The organism is Ectothiorhodospira haloalkaliphila ATCC 51935, assembly GCF_000633935.1.
Lineage (GTDB): Bacteria > Pseudomonadota > Gammaproteobacteria > Ectothiorhodospirales > Ectothiorhodospiraceae > Ectothiorhodospira > Ectothiorhodospira haloalkaliphila.
The window spans coordinates 283,201-301,609 of record NZ_KK214995.1 but is presented as its reverse complement, the minus strand read 5'-3'; the positions used below and the strand labels follow the sequence as shown (position 1 = coordinate 301,609).

Sequence of the window (18,409 nt, the reverse complement as noted above, 5' to 3'; positions counted from 1 at the left end):
GCCCGGTGCAAGGCACCGGGCCTGAAGGGTCGTGTCATGGATGACTGGCTCCGATGGCGCTCAGAACTCTTCCCACTCATCGTCCGGGTTGGAACGGGAGGCAGGCCGGTTGCCCGGCTTGGCGCCACCGCCCGCTGCCTTGCCCTGCTGGGGCTTGCTGCTGCCACCGGCGGCCGCTTTGCCAGCGGTCGCCGGGCGCCCGGATGGGGCCTTTTTCGCAGCCGGCAGAGCCCGGCTGGGGGCCTTGGCTGCAGGCAGCTGATGACCGGCGGTGGCCATGGTGCTTTCCTCCACCCGGAACACACTGACGGCGCGGGCCAGACCCTGAGCCTGTTCCTCCAGGGACTCGGCGGCTGCGGCGGCCTCCTCCACCAGCGAGGCATTCTGCTGCGTGACCTCGTCCATCTGGGTGACAGCACTGTTGACCTGCTCGATGCCCGTGCTCTGCTCGTCGGCAGCGGCGGTGATTTCGGCAATGAGATCCGAGACCCGCTTCACTTCGTTGACGATCTCTTCCATGGTCTGGCCTGCATCCAGGACCTGCTTGCTGCCTTTCTCGATGGTCTCCGAATCCTCGGCGATCAAGGCCTTGATTTCCTTGGCGGCCGCGGCCGAGCGCTGTGCCAGGTTGCGCACCTCGCCAGCCACCACGGCAAACCCACGCCCCTGCTCCCCGGCCCGGGCAGCTTCCACGGCCGCGTTCAGGGCCAGGATGTTGGTCTGGAAGGCAATGCCGTCAATCACGGTGATGATTTCACCGATCTTGTCGGCACTTTCAGTGATGGCCTTCATGGAGTCCATGGCCTCCCTGGCCTTATCTCCACCCCGACTGGCCACATCGCGGGCGTTGATCGAGAGCTGGTTGGCCTGGCGGGCGTTGTCGGCCGTCTGCTTCACCGTGGAGGTCAACTCTTCCATACTCGAAGCGGTTTCCTCCAGGCTGGAGGCCTGCTCCTCGGTGCGCTGGGACAGATCCGTGTTGCCCACGGCAATCTCGCGGGACGCGGTGTTGATGGCATCCACGGACTCCTTGATCTGACCGATCAGCTCCTGCAGACGCATGGCGGTGGCGTTGGTGTCTTCCTTCAGTTGCCCGAAGGTGCCTTCGTATTCACCCGTCACGCGTTGAGTCAAATCCCCGTCGGCGACGGCGTTTAGCACACGGGCGACCTCGCCCAGACCCGTGGAGGTGCGCTCCACCAGCTGGTTCATGGCATCCCCCAGACGCTTGAAGAAGCCACTCAGGTCCTCGGTGGCGATACGCTGGTTGAAATCGCCCTTCACGGCGCCTTCCACCAGGTGCGTCACTTCCCGTTCCACCTTGAGTTCTTCGGTACGGTCGGCCCATTCAATAACAGCACCCAGACGCTGACCGTCCTCATCGAAGATGGGACTGGCAATCAGCTTGTAGGTGCGCCCGCCGACGACAATTTCCGTCTCATGGGTGGACTGCATGGAATCCGTCATCTGACGCTGATGGGCTGCACGCTTGTGGAACATATCCATACTGGAGCCGCGCACCCGGTCAGGATCGAAGTTGGGCAGATCCTTGCGGATGTCGTTGGCGCCCTTGCGGAACATGCCGATCACCGCGTCATTGGCGTAAACGATCTGGGCATCCGTGTCGGAGACCATGACATTGGAGGACACGGTATCCAGGGCATACCGGATGCGCAGATTCTCGGCCGCCACACGCTTGGTCTCGGTGATATCCGCCTTGAGCTTGGCCTGCATGTCCGCCAGCCCCTTCAGGGCCTTGCCCACCTCGTCCTTGCGGGTCTGCTCGATTTCCTGATCGTAGTCGCCGGCACCAATGGCATCGAACTTCGACACCAGGGACCGCAGCGGTGGCACCATGCTGATGAAGGTCAGCACCGCGATGGCGAGGGAGAGGAGAATGGCAATGGAGGCAAGCCAGATGAGTTCACGAATCTCGCTGGCCGCGGTCTCCACATTGGCGTTGGCATCGGCCGTGGCACGGGCCACGTTGCCTTCCACCAGTTCCACGAAGGTGGCACCCATGGTGTTGGAGATGGGGATCATGCGTTCAACCGTTGCCTGGTACTGCTGCATGTAGGCGTCGAACTGAGCAGGATCCTGGGTACGAACCATGTTATCGATCAGGGCGTCCAGTTCCACATAGATGGCCCGCCAGGCCTGGTATTCACCGCGCAAGCGATTGTACAACTGTTGACCTGCCTCGGTGAGGCGAGGGATGCCGGCAAACTGCTCCCAGTAGCGATCAACGGTTTCCCAGGATCGTGCCCGTTCCCGGGCAATGTCTCGAAGCGCAGATTTATCTGTATAGGCTTCATCCTGCAGCATGACCTCCACAGTCTGAGCTCGGATGGCCATGCGCTCGGTGTTCATCTGCCCGAGGGCTTCCATGGACGGCAATCGGTTATCACGGACCTGCTCGGAATAGTTCGCCCAGCCGTTGAACCCCTGATAGGCCTCGAAGGCCGCATAGGCCAGGGAGAGCAGTAACACGCCGCCAAGCAGCGCAATCTTGATGCCTGCCGATAGATTATTGAACCAACGCATGGCCTTGACTCCTTGAAGCTTATTGAATTAGCCCGAGACTCAGGAGGATTCGTTCTGAATCCGGTCAACCAGCCCCATATCGCCGCTGGTCATGAGTTTTTCGATATCGACGACGATCACCATGCGTTCATCGAGCGTGGCCAGTCCGTCGATGTAGGCGGTGTCCAGCACCGCACCAAACTCCGGCGCGGGTCGGATCTGCTCTCCCTTGAGGGCGACCACGTCCGAGACACCATCCACCACCATGCCGATGACCCGCCCGGAGATGTTGAGGATGATCACCACCGTGAACTGGTTGTATTCCACCTGCCCCAGATGGAACTTCAGGCGCATGTCGATGATGGGCACGATGACCCCGCGCATATTGATCACACCCTTGATGTAATCCGGCGAGTTGGCGATCTTGGTCACCGCGTCGTAGCCACGGATCTCCTGGACATTGAGGATATCGATGCCATATTCCTCATCCCCCAGCGTGAATGTGAGGTATTCCCGGCTATCATCGCTGGTGATGACGGCCCGCTCCTTCAAATCTTCACTCATGCCAGATTCCCCTGTTCCGAAGTGCCTGTACGTTTGGGCTGCATTTCCTGGTTCAGTTGCACCAGTTCATCCACATCCAGGATCAGGGCCACGCGCCCGTCGCCCAGGATGGTGGCCCCGGAAACGCCACGTACCTTGCGATAATTGGTTTCCAGACTCTTGATCACCACCTGCTGCTGAGCCATCAGTTCGTCCACCACCAGGGCCATGCGACCCTCATTGGTATCGACGATCACCACGATGGAGTCCTCCAGGCTCTGGCCGACCTGTCCTAACTCGAAGATGTCCTGTAACACCACCAGAGGCAGGTACTCCCCACTGGTGTTGAGCACGCGCCCCTTGCCGGAAACCGTCTTGAACTGCTCCCGTTTGGGCTGGATGGACTCGCGAATGGCGGTCAGGGGCAGGATGAAGGTCTCGTCCCCAAGGCGCACGGCCATCCCGTCCAGTATGGCCAGGGTCAGGGGGAGCCGGATGGTGATGCGTGTGCCCTGCCCGGGCGCGGAGTCGATCTCGATACGACCATTCATCTGTTCGATATTGCGGCGAACCACATCCATGCCCACGCCACGACCGGAGATGTCGGTCACCTTGTCTGCGGTGGAGAAGCCAGCCGCAAAGATCAACTGGAACACCTCCTTGTCAGATGGGTTGTCCGACATGGGAACGCCCCGCTCGGTGGCCTTGGCCAGGAGTTTTTCCCGATTCAGCCCGGCGCCATCATCATTCACCTCGATGACGATATTGCCCCCCTGATGACTGGCTCGCAGGACGATCTCACCCGTTTCGGACTTACCCGCCGCCCGACGTTTTTCCGGGGATTCAATACCGTGGTCAATGCTGTTGCGCACCAGATGGTTCAGTGGGTCCGCCAGTCGCTCGATGAGCCCCTTGTCCAGTTCCGTGTCCTCACCCACCAGGCGCAGGGTCACCTTTTTCTGCAGGTTTGCGGCGGTATCGCGCACCACCCGGGGGAATCGGTTGAACACGAAGCTGATGGGCATCATGCGGATGGACATGACGGATTGCTGCAGGTCCCGGGAGTTGCGTTCCAGGTTGGACAGGCCGCTGAAGATCTTCTCGTGAGCGACCGGGTCCAGATGGGTGGCGGATTCCGCGAGCATGGCGTGGGTGATCACCAGTTCGCCCACCAGATTGATGAGCTGATCCACCTTCTCGACACTGACGCGGATGGAGGAATCGCCGCCAGGACCCCGCTTGGGAGTCTGGGATTTGGCCGCGTTTTCCTTGTTCGGCGGTGCGCCACCCGAGTCACCGCCCTTTGTTGGGGCCTCCGTCGAACCCGAAGGGCTGTCATCGCCAGACTTGGTCGATGAGGGATAGCCGGGCGAGGGATCGAACAGGCCGTACCCCTGGGCGTTCTCCTCCCGGTCGTGGGCGGCCTGAGAGGCCACCTGCTCCATGCCCGGGCTATTGCCAAAGAGGCCATAGCCGTCTGACTCGGTATCCTGGGAGGCCTCGGCGCCTGGGGCGTTCTCGAAGAACCCATAGCCGCTGTCAGAGGGCTGGCCATTGTTTTCCGGCGGGATCGAAACCGGTGCGGCAGGAGAATCCGCGAAGAAACCGTATCCCGGATCCTCCGCGTCCTGGGGCGTGCCGGGGGCCTCATCGAAAAATCCAAAGGCCTCATCTTCATGGTCAGCGGCGGGCGAGGCGCTCTTTTCCGCATCGTCCATGGGCGCGATCTGCACGCCGTCCAGATCGCAGATGAAGTCAAAGATCTCCTGAATATTGTTCAGGCAGACCCCGGGGCCGGAAAGGTACCAGACGACCGGGCGCCCGGTGGCCTCCGAATATCGTTGCAGGGTGCCCAGTTCCCCAAGGCTTTCGGCCAGGGCATCCAGATGGACATCCGGCTTGAATTCGGACGCCAGGGGGTCGAAGCTGATCTTCCAGGTGGGCTCAGCCGTTTGCGTTTGGTCGGAGTGTGCCGGGGCGGCGGTTGGGCTGGCAGATGGAGCGGTGCCGGCAGGTTGCTCGCCGTGGGTGAGTCGCTCCAGCCAGGTACACACCCGGTCAATGCGCTCATCCTGGTATTCCTCACCCTCCCGATGAGCCTGCAGCTGTGCCTTGAGCACATCGCCAGCCTCCAAAAAGGCATCCACCATCTCGGTGACGGGCTGAAGCTCCTGTTTGCGAAGGCGGTCGAGCAGGGTCTCCAGTACATGGGTGACCCGGGCCATGTCCGTGAAGCCAAAGGTGCCGGCGCCCCCCTTGATGGAATGGGCAGCGCGGAAGATGGCATTGAGCATCTCCAGGTCCGGCTGATCGACATCCAGTTCCAGCAGCAGGCTCTCCATATCTGCCAGATGTTCATCGGCTTCGTCGAAGAACACCTGGTAGAACTGCGTCATGTCGATGGTCATTCCTGCCCTCCTACGGATGTCAGGTCGGCAATGGTCAGCCGATCACCTTACGGACCACCTCAAGAAGCTTCTGGGGGTCGAACGGTTTCACCAGCCAACCCGTGGCCCCGGCGGCGCGCCCCTGTGTCTTCATGGCTTCACCGGACTCTGTGGTGAGCATCAGGATGGGCACACTCTTGTACTGCGGCATGGCGCGCAGTTGCTTGATCAGGCCAAGGCCGTCGAGGCGGGGCATGTTCTGATCGGTGAAGATCAGGTTGAAATTGCCGGACCGGGCCTTGTCCAGTCCGTCCTGCCCATCCACCGCCTCGGTGACGGTATAACCAGCCCCCTTGAGCGTGAAGGAGACCATCTGACGAATCGACGCGGAATCGTCCACCGTAAGGATTGATTTGGCCATGTGGTAAGTACTCCCCTTCCCTTAAGACTTGACCTTGAGTGGGCGGGTTACAGTGCAGCTGGCCCCACCCCTCGAAAATTGAGGAAAATCATTTGTTCACGGCACCCGTTCACCGACTGTTCATGCTAACCCAGCCGTCGAACCTCTGGAACCGCTTTTGTGACGGGGTTCTCTCTCTTGGTGCGCCCTGCATCACCGCAAAGATGACCATACGGCCACGCCCACGCTGCCCTCCCCTTCCTTTAGCGGCCAGGCGAGAAAAAAATGAAGGGAGGTGAACGGACCCGTTGGGGGAACGTCGGCGAGCGGCCCGCGCCAGGGCGCCGACAGAAGCTGCAGGGGAAGCGGGCCCGGCGACTCATGCGCCGGGCCTACCGCAATCAGGCGGTCTCAGCCTTGCGTTGATCCTCGCGGAACATGGCCTTGATGCCACGCAGGGCCTGGCGGGTGCGATGCTCATTTTCGATCAGACCGAAGCGCACATGGGTATCACCGTGATTACCGAAGCCGATGCCCGGCGATACCGCCACCTTGGCATCACGCAGCAGTTTCTTGCAGAACTCCAGTGAACCCATTTCCCGATAAGGCTCGGGGATGGGTGCCCAGACGAACATGGTGGCCTTGGGTTTTTCCACTTCCCAGCCCAGCGCATTGAGCCCGTCGCAGAGCACGTCGCGGCGGTTGAGATAGAGTTGGCGGATCTCTTCCACGCAGTCCTGCGGCCCTTCGAGCGCTGCAATGGCTGCCACCTGAATGGGGGTGAAGGTGCCATAGTCCAGATAGGACTTGATGCGCCCCAGGGCTGCCACCAGGGTGGGGTTGCCGCACATGAAACCCACACGCCATCCCGGCATGTTGTAGCTCTTGGAGAGGGTGTAGAACTCCACCGCCAGATCCTTGGCGCCGGGCACCTGCAGGATGGAGGGGGCCTTGTAGCCATCGAAGACGATCTCCGCATAGGCCAGATCATGCACGACCCAGATCTTGTGCTCCCGTGCAATGGCCACCACCTTCTCGAAGAATTCCAGATCCACACACTGGGTGGTGGGGTTGGCCGGGAAATTCAGGATCAGCATCTTCGGGCGCGGCCAGGATTCCTGGATGCCCCGCTCCAGTTCCGCGAAGAAATCCACATCCGGTGTCAGGGGGACATGACGGATGTCGGCGCCGGCGATCACGCAGCCATAGGGGTGGATGGGATAAGCCGGGTTGGGCACCAGAACCGCGTCGCCCGGGCCCAGGGTGGCCAGGGCCAGATGCGCCAGGCCTTCCTTGGAGCCGATGGTGACAATGGATTCGGTCTCCGGATCCAGATCCACATCGTAGTTGTCCTTGTACCAGCGGCAGATGGCACGCCGCAGACGCGGAATGCCCTTGGACACGGAATAGCGATGCGTGTCGCCGCGGCGAGAGACTTCCACCAGCTTCTCGACGATATGGGGCGGCGTGGGCTGATCGGGATTCCCCATGCCGAAATCAATCACATCCTCGCCCCGGGCGCGGGCCTTGGCCTTCAGGTCGTTGACAATGCTGAAGACGTACGGCGGAAGACGCTTGATTCTGGGAAAGTCGTCGATCACGGGTGTTTCCAAGGGCTGGAGGGTCGGGAAAAGGGAAACCAGAAACAATAAAGGGGCACCCCGGGACTGTCAATCAATGCGCCAGAGGCTGCCCGCTGCGGCTTGCCTGCGGCCTGGTCGGGTTGTACTTTTAAGTCATGAAGATGACGCGAGAATACGGCGAGGGCCAGAACATTATCACCGCCTATGGTGGGGGTGGCGTGCAGGTGAACCATCAGGCTCATCATGAGAGCCTGGTGGTGTTGCCGGACCAGCTCATACCCCAATGGCCGGTCTCCCGGGTGGATGATCTCAAGCCGGAGGTTTTCGAACCCGTGCTGGCACTGTCTCCCGAGATTGTGCTCCTGGGCACCGGACCCACCCTGCGCTGGCCTCCCCGTGAGGTGCTGTATGCCATCCGCGCCCGGGGTATCGGCCTGGAGGTGATGGACACGTCGGCGGCATGCCGAACCTACAACATCGTCATGGGCGAAGGGCGCAGAGTGGCGGCGGTGCTCCTGATCCCGGGCTGACTGACTCAGTTCTGTAGCAGGGTATCCTCCGAGAATCCGCGACTTTCCAGGATCTTGCGCAGTCTTTTCAGGGCATCCATCTGTATCTGCCGGACTCGCTCCCGGGTGACGCCCAGCTCGAAGCCCACCTGCTCCAGGGTGGACCGCTCGAAACCGTGCAGGCCGAAGCGGCGCACAATCACCTCCCGCTGTTTCTCGTCCAGTTCCATGAGCCAGTCATCCACGTACTGCACCACATCCTCGTCCTGGATCAGGTCGGAGGGCTCGGGAGTATGCTCGTCGGGAATCACATCCAGCAGGGGGCGGTCGCCATCCTTGCCGATGGGGAGATCCACCGAGGTCACCCGCTCGGAGAGCGCCAGCATCCGCTTGACGTCCTGTACCGGCTTGTCCAGGTGGCGGGCCACTTCCTCGGCAGTGGGCTCGTGGTCCAGCTCCTGGGCCAGCTTGCGGGCGGCACGCAGGTAGACGTTGAGCTCCTTGATCACGTGGATGGGCAGGCGAATGGTGCGGGTCTGGTTCATGATGGCCCGCTCGATGGTCTGGCGGATCCACCAGGTGGCGTAGGTGGAAAAGCGGAAGCCGCGCTCCGGGTCGAACTTCTCCACGGCGCGGATCAGGCCCAGGTTGCCTTCTTCGATCAGATCCAGAAGCGCCAGCCCCCGATTCATGTAGCGTCGGGCAATCTTGACCACCAGGCGCAGATTGCACTCGATCATCTTGCGTCGACCGGTTTCGTCTCCCTTCTGGGCCAGGCGGGCGTAGTACACCTCCTCCTCCGGCGTTAACAGCGGGGAGAACTCGATCTCGCTGAGGTATAGCCGGGTGGCGTCCAGGTCGGCCCTGGGCGGTTCGCCCGCGGCGTACACGACCTTCTCCTCCTCCTCTTCGTCGTTCTCCGCATCGTCCTGGGTATTTGATTCCACCACCTCATCCGACAGCATCGGGGTGGTGTCGCTTTCTTCAACGTCCTTCAGCGACGCTGTCGCCCGGTCCTCGGGTTCCGACAGCACTTCCTCCTCAACCTTTTCCTCACCATCCTCGTACACGGGGTTCTTATCTCGCCTTCTCGGCATGTGACCTCCTGTGCGGGGCGGTTGCCCCTCGTTTTATCGACTCGGCAAATAGCTTGATGGATCCACGGGCCTCCCGTCTTTTCTGATCTCGAAATGCAGCATGGGGCGATCGGTTCCGGTGTCTCCAAGGAGCGCGATCTCCTGCCCCTGAGACACCTCAGCCCCTTCATTTACAAGGATTTTCTCATTGTGCGCATAGGCGCTTAGATAGGTGTCATCGTGCTTGACGATGATAAGCTTTCCATATCCGACAAGTCCACTTCCGCTGTAGACGACCCGCCCCGGGGCGGCGGCCCGCACCGACTGGCCCGGCTGCCCCGAGATGGCGATCCCCCGCTTGCCGGTGCCGGACGCCGGGAACGAGCGTATCACCTCACCGTCGGTGGGCCAGCGCCAGTCGATGGCCCCGCTGGGGGCGGTACTGCGTTGCGTGGGGGGTGGGCTGGAGGCCGGGGGGGAAGGCCTGGCCTGAGGTCGATCCTCCGAGGATCTGGCGGGGGCCGGCGTTTGGGCGCGTGATTCGGCCGGGCGGGATTGCTGTGCCGGGGGGCTCTCGGCCTGACGCTCCACCGGTCGGGGTTGCTGCACTGGCGGCGGTTCGTTGCGGGTCTCGCGGGGTGTTCCACCCCGCTGCGCTGGCGGCGCCTGGGCCACGGTACGCTGACGGTCGCCGTGCGGCGGGTTCATGCGCAAACGCTGACCAGGATAGATGGTGTAGGGTTCGTCGATGTTGTTCCATCGGGCCAGGTCCTGCCATTCAAGACCATAGCGCCAGGCGATGGCATACAGGGTTTCGTGATGCCGCACCGTGTGCACGCCAGAGCGGAATCCCAATTCACCCGACCTCTGCGGCGTGCCGCAGGCAGCCAGCATCAGCAGGATGAACACCCAGGCTGCCACCGCTGCCATGCGCACAGTTTGTTTCTCACCCCTGTAACTGATAGATGATCACCGCCAGAACCAGCAGGATGACCGACGCCCATCCTATCCATTCGATGTACGGGCGCAGTCGCGGTTCCACCCGTGGCCCCAGCCAGCTGATGATCAGGGCCACAGCGAAAAAGCGCGCCCCCCGACCCAGGAACGAGGCCACCACGAAAGGTAGCAGGGCCATGGACAGGGCCCCGGCGGTGACGGTGAAGAGCTTGTAGGGAATGGGCGAGAAACCAGCCACCAGGACCACCCAGACGCCCCACACGGAGAACCACTCCTGGGCGCGTATCAGTTCCTCGCCATAGCCCGCCCCCTCGATCACCGGCTGAAGCAGTTCAAAGGCCAGGTAACCCAGCAGATACCCGAGCAGACCGCCCAGGACGGAGAACACCGTGGTGATCAGGGCCAGGCGCATTGCCCGATCGGGACGCGCCGCCGCCATGGGGGCCAGCATCACGTCGGGGGGTACGGGGAAAAACGATGATTCAGCGAAAGAAAGACCCGCCAGGTAACGTGGGGCGTGGCGATGTCGCGACCACATCATCACCCGATCATACAGGGGACCAAAGAGCCTCATTGCACCTCTCCTGGCAACAGCGGCACAAAACTCACCGGGCCCAGATCCTCCCTGACATAGGCCTCCGGGGTGCGTGTGATGCGGACCAGGGTCTGTGCCCCGCTTTCCTCACCCACCGGGGCCAGTAACTGCCCGCCCATATCCAGTTGCAGCAGCAGGGCCTCGGGGATCACCCGGGGCGCCGCGGTGAGCAGAATGGCATCGTAGGGGGCGTTTTCCGGCCAGCCCTGATTGCCATCCACATGACGCAGGCTGATGTTCTGCAAGCGCATGAGGCTGAGCACCTCACGGGCCTGGCGCTGCAGCGGGCGGATCCGCTCCAGGCTGATCACTCGCCCCACCAGTTGTGCCAGTACGGCTGCCTGATACCCGGAGCCTGTGCCCACCTCCAGCACCATCTGCGGCGCGGCCTCTGCCAACAGGGCCTCGGTCATGCGGGCGACAATGTAGGGTTGGGAAATGGTCTGGCCAAACCCGATGGGCAGTGCGGTGTTCTCATAGGCGCGGTGCGCCAGCGCCTCGTCCACGAACAGATGCCGTGGCGTGGCGCGAATCACCTCCAGTACACGGGGATCACGGATGCCCAGCTCTCGAAGACGCCCGGCCAGACGATCCCGCGCACGCTGGGACGTCATGCCGATTCCGGTCAGATCATGATTCAAGCCTCGCCCTCCGTGAGCCAGCGGCTGACGATGTCCATGGCCTCGTAGCGGGTCAGGTCCACCTGAATCGGCGTGACCGACACGTAACCGGAGCGCACGGCATGGAAGTCGGTCCCCAGGCCGGCGTCCTGTTCCGGGCCTGAAGGGCCCACCCAGTAGATGGGGCGACCCCGGGGATCGGTGGAGCGGGTCACCGGCTCTGCCTTGTGACGATGCCCAAGACGGGTGGCCTGATAGCCCCGGATCTCTCTCCGGGGCAGATCGGGAACGTTGACATTGAGGATGGTGTCGGAAGGGAGTGGAATGCTTCGTAATCGGTCCAGCAACTCCAGCACCACCTGGGCGGCGGAATCGTAGTGCTTGCATTGTTGCTGGCCTGCCAGGGAGACGGCAATCGCCGGTAACCCCAGAAACCGCCCTTCCATGGCGGCAGCCACCGTACCCGAATACAGGACATCGTCACCCAGGTTGGCGCCGGCATTGATGCCGGAGATGACCATGTCCGGCTCCTCGGACAGCAGGCCGGTCAGGGCCAGGTGCACGCAGTCCGTGGGCGTGCCGTCCACACGCACGTCACCGTTATCCAGTGTGGTGGCCCGCAAAGGTCGCGACAGCGTGAGTGAGTTGCTGGCCCCGCTGCGGTCCCGATCCGGAGCCACCACGGTCACCTGGCCCCGGCCACGCAGGGTCTTGGCCAGTTGTTGCAGTCCTGGTGCATGGACACCATCGTCATTACTGAGCAGGATACGCATAGTGGGTCACTGTGAAGTCAGGTGGCTAATATACTGGAAACCCCGTGTTAGACGCATGTCCCAACGGAGATCTGTCATGCCCCCCAACGACCTGCCGGAGGACGACGACATGGCCCTGTTCAGGGCCGCGGTAGGGCAGGTACAGCCCGTGCGCAGCGACCGCCAGCCCTTGCAGCGCCGCCCTCCCCCGCCCCGTCCTCGCCAGGCTGAGGCTGATCGCCGTCGCGTGATCGAGGCCCTGGAGGAGGATCCCTTTGATGGCGTCGATGTGCAACCCGGCGACGAACTGGCCCATTTGACCGAGGGACTGCAGCGGCAGGTGTTCCGGAAACTGCGCCGGGGGCATTATCGCATTGCCGATGAACTGGACCTTCATGGTCTATTCGCCCGCGAGGCCCATCAAGCCCTGGCCCTGTTCCTGGCTGAAGCCCGGGAGAGGCGCCTGCGTTGCGTGAGGATCATCCACGGCAAGGGTCTGCGGTCCAGCAATAGAGGGCCGGTGCTCAAGAGTCGCGTGGCCCAATGGCTCAGGCAGCGTTCCGAAGTGCTGGCCTATTGCTCGGCCCCGCCAACCATGGGGGGCACGGGGGCCGTTCTTGTGTTGTTACGACTGAAGGACTGACCCTCATCCTAACTTTCGTCTATTTCATTATTCCAGTGTGGGTTTTGTTGAGTAATCTCATGCTAGTATGCCAAGTGATCATGCCGGGAAAACAGTGAAACCGCGGGGAGGGACTCACATGAGACAAATGATATTTCCCAGTTTGGCCCTGGCGGCCATGGCGCTGACCCACACTCCGCTGTGGGCTCAGGATGATACCGAGGCCCGCCTGGAGCAGGCCCGGGGGGCGGTCCAGCAGTTTGCCCAGTCCCTGCAGAACGAACTCAAGACTGCTGTGGAGGAAGGGGGGCCGGTGCATGCCATCGATGTTTGCAGTCAACGCGCCCCCGAGATCGCCCAGGAGATCTCTGACAGCACCGGCATACAGGCCGGTCGCACCAGTCTGCAACTGCGCAATCCCGACAATGCCCCGGACGATTGGGAGCGTGACGTGCTCAACGCCTTCGAGGAGCGCCTTGCGGCTGGTGAGGATCCCAAAACCATGGAGCATCACGAGGTTCGAGAGGATGATGGGGGCTGGCAGATTCGCTACATGCGTGCCATTCCTGCCGGCGAATTGTGCATGACCTGTCATGGCACCGAGGTGCGCTACGATGTGGAGCAGGCGTTGTTGCGCAAATACCCCGACGATCAGGCCACCGGTTATTCAGAAGGACAGATCCGCGGTGCCTTCACCCTCGTTCAACCCATGTAACCACATCATCGGCACCGACCCGGTCATATGAGCATACGAAACAAACCCAATGGGGGCCGGCCACCGGCCCCACTCATGGACAACGACTGCATGCGCTGCCCCGTGCGTGCCGAGAGCCTGTTCGGTGCCCTGCCGGATGAGGTGGTGAAAAGCCTCGACAATCCCGCCGACCATCTGGTCATTCCGGCGGGCGAGGTCATCTACCAGGAGAATGCCGAGGCCGTGGCCTCGTACACGCTCAAGGATGGGGTGGTCAAACTCACCCGTACCGCCGTCAACGGTCGTGAACAGATCCTGCGTCTGCTGACCCACGGGGATATCATGGGGGCAGAGAGCCTGCTGGGACAGACCTACAATCACACCGCCACGACGCTCACGCCGGTGCAGGTCTGTCGGTTGCCGCTGAATGTGCTCAAACGCCTGCAGGCAGACCATCCCACCCTGAACAATGCCCTGCTCGCCCGCTGGGCGGCTGCCCTGCAGCAGGTGGAGACCCTGGCCGTGGAACTGGGCACCAAGAAGGCCAACGAGCGCCTGGCCACCTTCCTGCTTTACTGGGCCGACAAGAACGGCGGCCATGAGCAGGTGCCCCTGCCCCTTTCGCGCACCGAGACGGGCGAGTTGCTGGGCCTCACGGTGGAGACGGTGAGCCGGTTCTTCGCAGAGTGGAAGCGTCGTGGCTATGTGTCCGAAAAGGCCGGCGTGCTGACGCTTCACGATCGCGAAGCGCTCAGTCAGCTGGGCGGTGGCTATCCTTCAAGCAAGTTGGTCCCGGTCACGGGATCGCCCCGGATCGGTTAAGCCGTATCCGCCACGGCCTTGATGACCGTGGTGGCATAGGCACCGGCGGGCAGTTCGAAGCGCAGTTCCAGATCTGCCTCATCAAGCCACGACCAGGTCAGCTCTTTCACACGGATGCGCAGGGCACGCCGTTCCTGGGACAGGCCGGCGCCTTCCAGGCCACGGGCCAGTTCGATCAGATCCGCGGCCTCCATCACCTCGGCTTCCAGCCGTGCTGCCATCCCCTCTGTGATGCCATCCCCCTGCCCCCATAGCGGACCGGTGGGGTGGATCTCGAAGGCGGTCACCCGCTCCAACACTGTGGGATCCTCCTCCCGGTGGATGAAGAAACTGCGAGAGCCATCCAGTTGCATTGCATCTCCGGGCATTGCCCGATCCCAGTGATCCTCTTCCACTCTCCTTGCCAGCACCCGATTGAAGATCTCCGAGCGGGCCGCCGAGAGGTACAGCCCCCTGAGCTTGCGATCGCGTACGCGGATCTCCCCTGAGAACAGTGCGCGAGCCTTGTCCAGGTTGCCACGATCATGGCCAAAACGCTGTTCCCCGAAAAAGTTCGGCAGACCTCGATGGGCAATCGCCTGCAGCCTTGCCTCCGTCGCCTCTCGGTCCCCCTTGCAGTCGCGTAGCCGGATCTGAAACCGGTTGCCGCGAAGATGCCCCGTCTGGAGCTTGCGACGATGCCGATGGGCAGTGAGGATCTCCACTTCAGGTGGCAGATGATCAGACCACTCGGGGGCGTCACACCCGGGCAGGTGGACACTGAACCACTGGGTAGTCACTGCATGGCGATCCTTGAGCCCGGCGTAACTCACGGCCCGCCGCGGAACGCTTGCCGCGCGGGCGAGCATGCCCGCCAGTTGATCCGTGTTGAGACCCGTCTTGCGCAGATGCAGCCAGACATGCTCGCCCTCCCCCTCGGGCGTGGTGATGGGCAGTTCGTCCACCTGAAAATCGGCCGGCGTCGCACGCAGGCGCGCCTTGATCAGAGGGGCATTGGGGTCGGTGCTGATGAAGACATTCATGACTGAGTGTCCTGGTATGACTGAGTGTCCTGGGACGCGCCGGCACTGCCGGTCGACGTGACTTGTCGAGGTTTATTGGCCACCTTGTCCCTCAGATAGACCGGCAGGGCCTGCTCGGCTGGCACGCCTTCGCCCCGGGCCAGGCCCCGTGCCGCCAGGCGCACCACTTCCGCGGCACTGGGCAGGCGATCATCCCAGGGGGCGTCGGCTCGCCTATCCAGGCGTTGGGCCAATGCCTCCTGGCAGGCGGACCAGCCGCGGCCGATGGGTTCCCAAGCCCCATCGGGCGGCTCAGGAACCGCCAAAGGCGGGCAGACGCATTCGTTGCCCACCGGCACAGCCAGCCCGCCTTCGTCGGCCTCGAACGCACCCCAGTACACCTCACCCATGCGGGCATCCAGGGCGGCCAGCACCTGGCTGCTTCCTGCATCCAGCCGTTGCTGGGCCAGTGCCGCCAGGGTGGAGATGGGCACCACCGGCAGGTCGGCACCGAAGGCCACCCCCTGGATCACGCCCGTGGCCACCCGCACACCCGTGAAGGCTCCCGGGCCCCGCCCAAAGGCCAGGGCATCCAGTTGCCCCAGGGCGATCCCCCCCTCAGCCAGCACCGCCTCCATCATGGGCAGGATCAGCCGTGCATGGGCCCGAGGTGCCTCCTGAAAGCGCACATGAATCCGACCCTCCATCCACAGGGCGGCCGAACAGGCCTCGGTAGCGGTCTCGATGGCCAGGAGGTTGCGGGGTGTTATGGGGGTCACTGGGGGGCTCGTTCGGATGACGTCTGAAGGGGCGGGCCGGACTGGAGGAACTGGATCACGTCCCGGTCATCGGTCACCGGCTGCATGGGTGGCAGACTCTTGATGAAGGTCTTGCCGTAACTCTTTGAACGGATTCGTGGATCACACAGCACAAGCACGCCCTGATCACTGATGTCCCGGATCAGCCGGCCGGCACCCTGTTTCAGGCTGATGACGGCCTGGGGAAGCTGTAGATCACGGAAGGGATTGCCTCCCCCGTGGCGGATTCGGGCAATGCGTGCCTCCAGAACCGGATCGCCGGGGGCCGCAAAGGGCAGACGATCAATGATCACGCAGGTGAGCGCGGTGCCACGCACGTCCACCCCCTCCCAAAAGCTGTGGGAGCCCAGCAATACGCCATTGCCAGCCTCCCGGAAACGTTCCAGCAGGACATTGCGCGAGGCCTCACCCTGAACCAGCAAAGGCCTGTCCAGTGAGTCGCGCAAACGCTGTGCTGCCTCGCGCAGGGCCTTCAGGCTGGTGAACAGCATGAAGGTGCCGCCCGGGTTGTCGCGAATCAGCGGCAGGGCCATGTCCACCAGGGCTCCGGTGAATCGGCCATCGTTGGGTTCGGGCAGGCGGGGTGGCAGGAACAATCGGGCATGGGCCTGATAATCAAACGGACTGTCCAGAAGCAGGCAGCGCGGATCTTCCAACCCCATGCGGCGGTTGAAATGATCGAACGCGCCGTCCACCGACAAGGTGGCGGAGGTAAAGATCCAGGCACTTTGGTAGCTGCCACGGTGTTCCTTGAACAGGGCGGCCACGTCCAGGGGCGTGACGTGCAGGCTGAAGCTTCGGGTCCAGGCCTCGTACCATTGCACGGCATTGTCCTGAGGGCCGCGAAACAGCGATAGCCGCTCCAGTTGTTCCCGGGCGCGACGCCCGCAGGACTCCAGGCCCTTGGCCCGCTCCGCCACCGCCTCCAGTCCGTCGGCCAGGCTGGTGAGACGATTTTCCAGGTCATCCAGTCCCTGCTCCACGGCAGGTTTTGTGGCCAGTGACACCCATGGCCCGCGGCCCGACCCTTCCCCCAGTGCGAGGCGAAACGCCTTCACGGCCTGGGTGAGGGCATCGGACCGATCCCGCAGTTCGCCCATGTCCGGAGCATTGTTGAGCAGCTCGGCGATGCTGTCCCGGGCCAGGTCCGTCAACGCCCGCGCACTCACAGTGACCCCGAAGAAATTGCCGGCCACATCCGGCAACTGGTGGGCTTCATCCAGGACGAAGGCATTGGCCGAGGGCAACAGTTCGCCAAAGCCCTCGCCACGCAGGGCCAGATCGGCGAACAACAGGTGATGATTGACCACCACCACCTCGGCCTCCTGGGCTCGGCGGCGCGCCTGTACCACATGACAGGCGGCGTATTCAGGACAGTCCTGACCCAGGCAATTGTCCACGGTGGACGTCACCCGGGGCCAGATCTCGGCATCCTCACCCAGGTCGGTGAGTTCGGCGATGTCACCATGGCGGGTCTTGTCCGCCCAGGCCTGCACCCTGCGCAGGGGCTCCACCAGGCGAGGCTCCAGCATTCGACCCTCCGCCAGGGTCATGTTGAGGCGATGCGGGCAGAGGTAGTTGCTCCGCCCCTTGAGCAGGGCTGTTCGCGGGGAGACGCCCAGGGCACCGGCCACCAGGGGCAGGTCCTTGTGATAGAGCTGATCCTGAAGGTTGCGGGTCCCGGTGGAGATGATCACCTTGCCACCATCGAGCAGTGCAGGCACCAGGTAGCCGAAGGTCTTGCCCACGCCGGTTCCTGCCTCCACCACCAGGGTGGCCTGTGCCTGCATGGCCTCGGCCACGGCCTGGGCCATATCCTGCTGGGCCTGACGCGGATGAAAATCCTCAAGCGCCCGGGCCAGGGGGCCGTCGTCTCCCAGTACGTGCTCGCAGTCCTGACTCAACCCAGTTCTCCCGGGGCCAGGGAGCGGGCCCGTTCTTCGGCTGCATTGGCTCCGGCATGATCCCCCATGCGCCGTCGTGCCTCGGCAATGATGCGCCAGTTGCGGGCCTGCAATGCCTGATCCCCACGGGCCAGAGTATTGGAGCGTCCCGCCAGATTCACGGCCTGCTCCGGTTGCCCCTGTTCCAGCCGCACGGCCGCCAGACGCTGCCACAGGCGGGCGTCATCGGGGGCGATGCGCAGGGCCCGCTCCAGTGCAGCGGCGGCGCCATCGGCATCGCCCCGCGCCATCCGCTCATCCGCGTCACTGGCCAGGGCCAGCACGGCTGGCGGCTGTTGTGTCCTGGTCCGTTCCTCACGTGCAGGTTCCTGTCGGGCAATGGAGGGCGCCGGTACGCGACTGGTTTCCGGCGTGGGCTCGACCCGGGGTTGCGGTTCGGGAACCGGCTCGGGTGCGGGCACCTGCGCGTGTGGGGGATCAGTGGGGGTGGGCGCTGGCGGACGCATATCGGGCATACCGGCACAGCCGGTGGCCAGAACCACCAGAACCCACAGCGGCAGGATGCCTCGCAGGGCGCTCAAGGGCGTGGTCATGTGGAACACC

18 protein-coding genes are annotated in these 18,409 nt (G+C 63.2%); 4 read left to right on the top strand and 14 right to left on the bottom strand.

Annotation, left to right across the window (positions count from 1 at the left end; translation table 11 throughout):
• Window positions 1–60: 60 nt before the first annotated feature.
• From ECTHA_RS20480 to alaC, 5 genes are all read right to left on the bottom strand, one after another.
• The gene (locus ECTHA_RS20480; RefSeq protein ID WP_025281387.1) at window positions 61–2,544 is read right to left on the bottom strand and encodes a methyl-accepting chemotaxis protein; all 2,484 of its coding nucleotides are present in this window, start codon (window positions 2,542–2,544) and stop codon (window positions 61–63) included.
• Window positions 2,545–2,583: 39 nt separating this feature from the next.
• A complete protein-coding gene (locus ECTHA_RS0101410; RefSeq protein ID WP_025281386.1) occupies window positions 2,584–3,087 on the bottom strand; it encodes a chemotaxis protein CheW in 504 nt (167 codons plus the stop codon).
• Window positions 3,084–5,474 carry a chemotaxis protein CheW gene (locus ECTHA_RS16520; protein WP_051582529.1) on the bottom strand — a complete coding sequence of 797 codons (2,391 nt, stop codon included), beginning with the start codon at window positions 5,472–5,474 and terminating at the stop codon, window positions 3,084–3,086. The genes ECTHA_RS0101410 and ECTHA_RS16520 overlap by 4 nt, the downstream gene beginning before the upstream one ends.
• Before the next feature lie 34 nt (window positions 5,475–5,508).
• Window positions 5,509–5,874 carry a response regulator gene (locus ECTHA_RS0101400; protein WP_025281385.1) on the bottom strand — a complete coding sequence of 122 codons (366 nt, stop codon included), beginning with the start codon at window positions 5,872–5,874 and terminating at the stop codon, window positions 5,509–5,511.
• 380 nt (window positions 5,875–6,254) lie between these two features.
• Window positions 6,255–7,454: an alanine transaminase gene (gene alaC / locus ECTHA_RS0101395; protein ID WP_025281384.1), complete on the bottom strand. Its 1,200-nt coding sequence runs from the start codon at window positions 7,452–7,454 to the stop codon at window positions 6,255–6,257.
• A gap of 137 nt (window positions 7,455–7,591) precedes the next feature.
• Between alaC and ECTHA_RS0101390 the strand changes: the two genes are divergently transcribed.
• Entirely contained in the window at window positions 7,592–7,966 is a 375-nt protein-coding gene (locus tag ECTHA_RS0101390) for an Mth938-like domain-containing protein (RefSeq protein WP_025281383.1), read from the top strand.
• 5 nt (window positions 7,967–7,971) lie between these two features.
• Here ECTHA_RS0101390 and rpoS read toward each other — a convergent pair whose 3' ends face one another.
• Genes rpoS through surE form a run of 5 tightly spaced genes read right to left on the bottom strand, consistent with a single transcriptional unit; the run spans window position 7,972 to window position 11,966 of the window.
• Window positions 7,972–9,042 (bottom strand): RNA polymerase sigma factor RpoS, encoded by a 1,071-nt coding sequence (gene rpoS / locus ECTHA_RS0101385; RefSeq protein ID WP_025281382.1) that lies wholly within the window; start codon window positions 9,040–9,042, stop codon window positions 7,972–7,974.
• A gap of 33 nt (window positions 9,043–9,075) precedes the next feature.
• Window positions 9,076–9,951 carry a peptidoglycan DD-metalloendopeptidase family protein gene (locus tag ECTHA_RS0101380; protein WP_029762377.1) on the bottom strand — a complete coding sequence of 292 codons (876 nt, stop codon included), beginning with the start codon at window positions 9,949–9,951 and terminating at the stop codon, window positions 9,076–9,078.
• A gap of 16 nt (window positions 9,952–9,967) precedes the next feature.
• Window positions 9,968–10,552: a YqaA family protein gene (locus ECTHA_RS0101375; RefSeq protein WP_025281380.1), complete on the bottom strand. Its 585-nt coding sequence runs from the start codon at window positions 10,550–10,552 to the stop codon at window positions 9,968–9,970.
• A complete protein-coding gene (locus ECTHA_RS0101370; protein ID WP_029762376.1) occupies window positions 10,549–11,187 on the bottom strand; it encodes a protein-L-isoaspartate(D-aspartate) O-methyltransferase in 639 nt (212 codons plus the stop codon). Before ECTHA_RS0101370 ends, ECTHA_RS0101375 begins: the two co-directional genes overlap by 4 nt.
• A 23-nt stretch (window positions 11,188–11,210) precedes the next feature.
• Window positions 11,211–11,966 carry a 5'/3'-nucleotidase SurE gene (surE, locus tag ECTHA_RS0101365; protein ID WP_025281378.1) on the bottom strand — a complete coding sequence of 252 codons (756 nt, stop codon included), beginning with the start codon at window positions 11,964–11,966 and terminating at the stop codon, window positions 11,211–11,213.
• A gap of 76 nt (window positions 11,967–12,042) precedes the next feature.
• On the opposite strand from surE, the gene ECTHA_RS0101360 reads away from it, so the two are divergent.
• From ECTHA_RS0101360 to ECTHA_RS16515, 3 genes are all read left to right on the top strand, one after another.
• Complete coding sequence (locus ECTHA_RS0101360; protein ID WP_025281377.1) at window positions 12,043–12,588, top strand: Smr/MutS family protein; 546 nt, start codon at window positions 12,043–12,045, stop codon at window positions 12,586–12,588.
• Window positions 12,589–12,706: 118 nt separating this feature from the next.
• On the top strand, window positions 12,707–13,282 hold the full coding sequence (locus ECTHA_RS0101355; protein WP_025281376.1) for a Tll0287-like domain-containing protein: 576 nt from the start codon (window positions 12,707–12,709) through the stop codon (window positions 13,280–13,282).
• Window positions 13,283–13,357: 75 nt separating this feature from the next.
• Window positions 13,358–14,083, top strand: coding sequence for a Crp/Fnr family transcriptional regulator (locus ECTHA_RS16515; RefSeq protein ID WP_025281375.1), 726 nt, complete (start codon window positions 13,358–13,360; stop codon window positions 14,081–14,083).
• Here ECTHA_RS16515 and truD read toward each other — a convergent pair.
• From truD to ECTHA_RS0101330, 4 genes are read right to left on the bottom strand one after another with little or no spacing between them, the layout of a single operon-like run.
• Window positions 14,080–15,105, bottom strand: coding sequence for a tRNA pseudouridine(13) synthase TruD (gene truD, locus ECTHA_RS0101345; RefSeq protein WP_025281374.1), 1,026 nt, complete (start codon window positions 15,103–15,105; stop codon window positions 14,080–14,082). The two genes, ECTHA_RS16515 and truD, sit on opposite strands and share 4 nt — an antisense overlap.
• Window positions 15,102–15,863: a tRNA (adenosine(37)-N6)-threonylcarbamoyltransferase complex dimerization subunit type 1 TsaB gene (gene tsaB / locus ECTHA_RS16510; RefSeq protein ID WP_025281373.1), complete on the bottom strand. Its 762-nt coding sequence runs from the start codon at window positions 15,861–15,863 to the stop codon at window positions 15,102–15,104. Before tsaB ends, truD begins: the two co-directional genes overlap by 4 nt.
• A complete protein-coding gene (gene yoaA / locus ECTHA_RS16505) occupies window positions 15,860–17,806 on the bottom strand; it encodes a DNA repair helicase YoaA (protein ID WP_025281372.1) in 1,947 nt (648 codons plus the stop codon). The genes tsaB and yoaA overlap by 4 nt, the downstream gene beginning before the upstream one ends.
• Window positions 17,803–18,399: a tetratricopeptide repeat protein gene (locus ECTHA_RS0101330; protein WP_025281371.1), complete on the bottom strand. Its 597-nt coding sequence runs from the start codon at window positions 18,397–18,399 to the stop codon at window positions 17,803–17,805. Before ECTHA_RS0101330 ends, yoaA begins: the two co-directional genes overlap by 4 nt.
• Window positions 18,400–18,409 lie beyond the last annotated feature (10 nt).

What these genes read in the sequence shown, in the direction of transcription:
- ECTHA_RS16515 (WP_025281375.1), top strand. Translation starts at nt 13,358, where the DNA reads ATGGACAACGACTGCATGCGCTGCCCCGTGCGTGCCGAGAGCCTGTTC.
- ECTHA_RS0101380 (WP_029762377.1), bottom strand. Translation starts at nt 9,951, where the DNA reads ATGGCAGCGGTGGCAGCCTGGGTGTTCATCCTGCTGATGCTGGCTGCC.
- ECTHA_RS0101355 (WP_025281376.1), top strand. Translation starts at nt 12,707, where the DNA reads ATGAGACAAATGATATTTCCCAGTTTGGCCCTGGCGGCCATGGCGCTG.
- ECTHA_RS0101400 (WP_025281385.1), bottom strand. Translation starts at nt 5,874, where the DNA reads ATGGCCAAATCAATCCTTACGGTGGACGATTCCGCGTCGATTCGTCAG.
- ECTHA_RS0101370 (WP_029762376.1), bottom strand. Translation starts at nt 11,187, where the DNA reads ATGACGTCCCAGCGTGCGCGGGATCGTCTGGCCGGGCGTCTTCGAGAG.
- ECTHA_RS0101375 (WP_025281380.1), bottom strand. Translation starts at nt 10,552, where the DNA reads ATGAGGCTCTTTGGTCCCCTGTATGATCGGGTGATGATGTGGTCGCGA.
- ECTHA_RS0101390 (WP_025281383.1), top strand. Translation starts at nt 7,592, where the DNA reads ATGAAGATGACGCGAGAATACGGCGAGGGCCAGAACATTATCACCGCC.
- ECTHA_RS0101330 (WP_025281371.1), bottom strand. Translation starts at nt 18,399, where the DNA reads ATGACCACGCCCTTGAGCGCCCTGCGAGGCATCCTGCCGCTGTGGGTT.
- ECTHA_RS16520 (WP_051582529.1), bottom strand. Translation starts at nt 5,474, where the DNA reads ATGACCATCGACATGACGCAGTTCTACCAGGTGTTCTTCGACGAAGCC.
- truD (WP_025281374.1), bottom strand. Translation starts at nt 15,105, where the DNA reads ATGAATGTCTTCATCAGCACCGACCCCAATGCCCCTCTGATCAAGGCG.
- ECTHA_RS0101360 (WP_025281377.1), top strand. Translation starts at nt 12,043, where the DNA reads ATGCCCCCCAACGACCTGCCGGAGGACGACGACATGGCCCTGTTCAGG.
- rpoS (WP_025281382.1), bottom strand. Translation starts at nt 9,042, where the DNA reads ATGCCGAGAAGGCGAGATAAGAACCCCGTGTACGAGGATGGTGAGGAA.
- ECTHA_RS0101410 (WP_025281386.1), bottom strand. Translation starts at nt 3,087, where the DNA reads ATGAGTGAAGATTTGAAGGAGCGGGCCGTCATCACCAGCGATGATAGC.
- ECTHA_RS20480 (WP_025281387.1), bottom strand. Translation starts at nt 2,544, where the DNA reads ATGCGTTGGTTCAATAATCTATCGGCAGGCATCAAGATTGCGCTGCTT.
- surE (WP_025281378.1), bottom strand. Translation starts at nt 11,966, where the DNA reads ATGCGTATCCTGCTCAGTAATGACGATGGTGTCCATGCACCAGGACTG.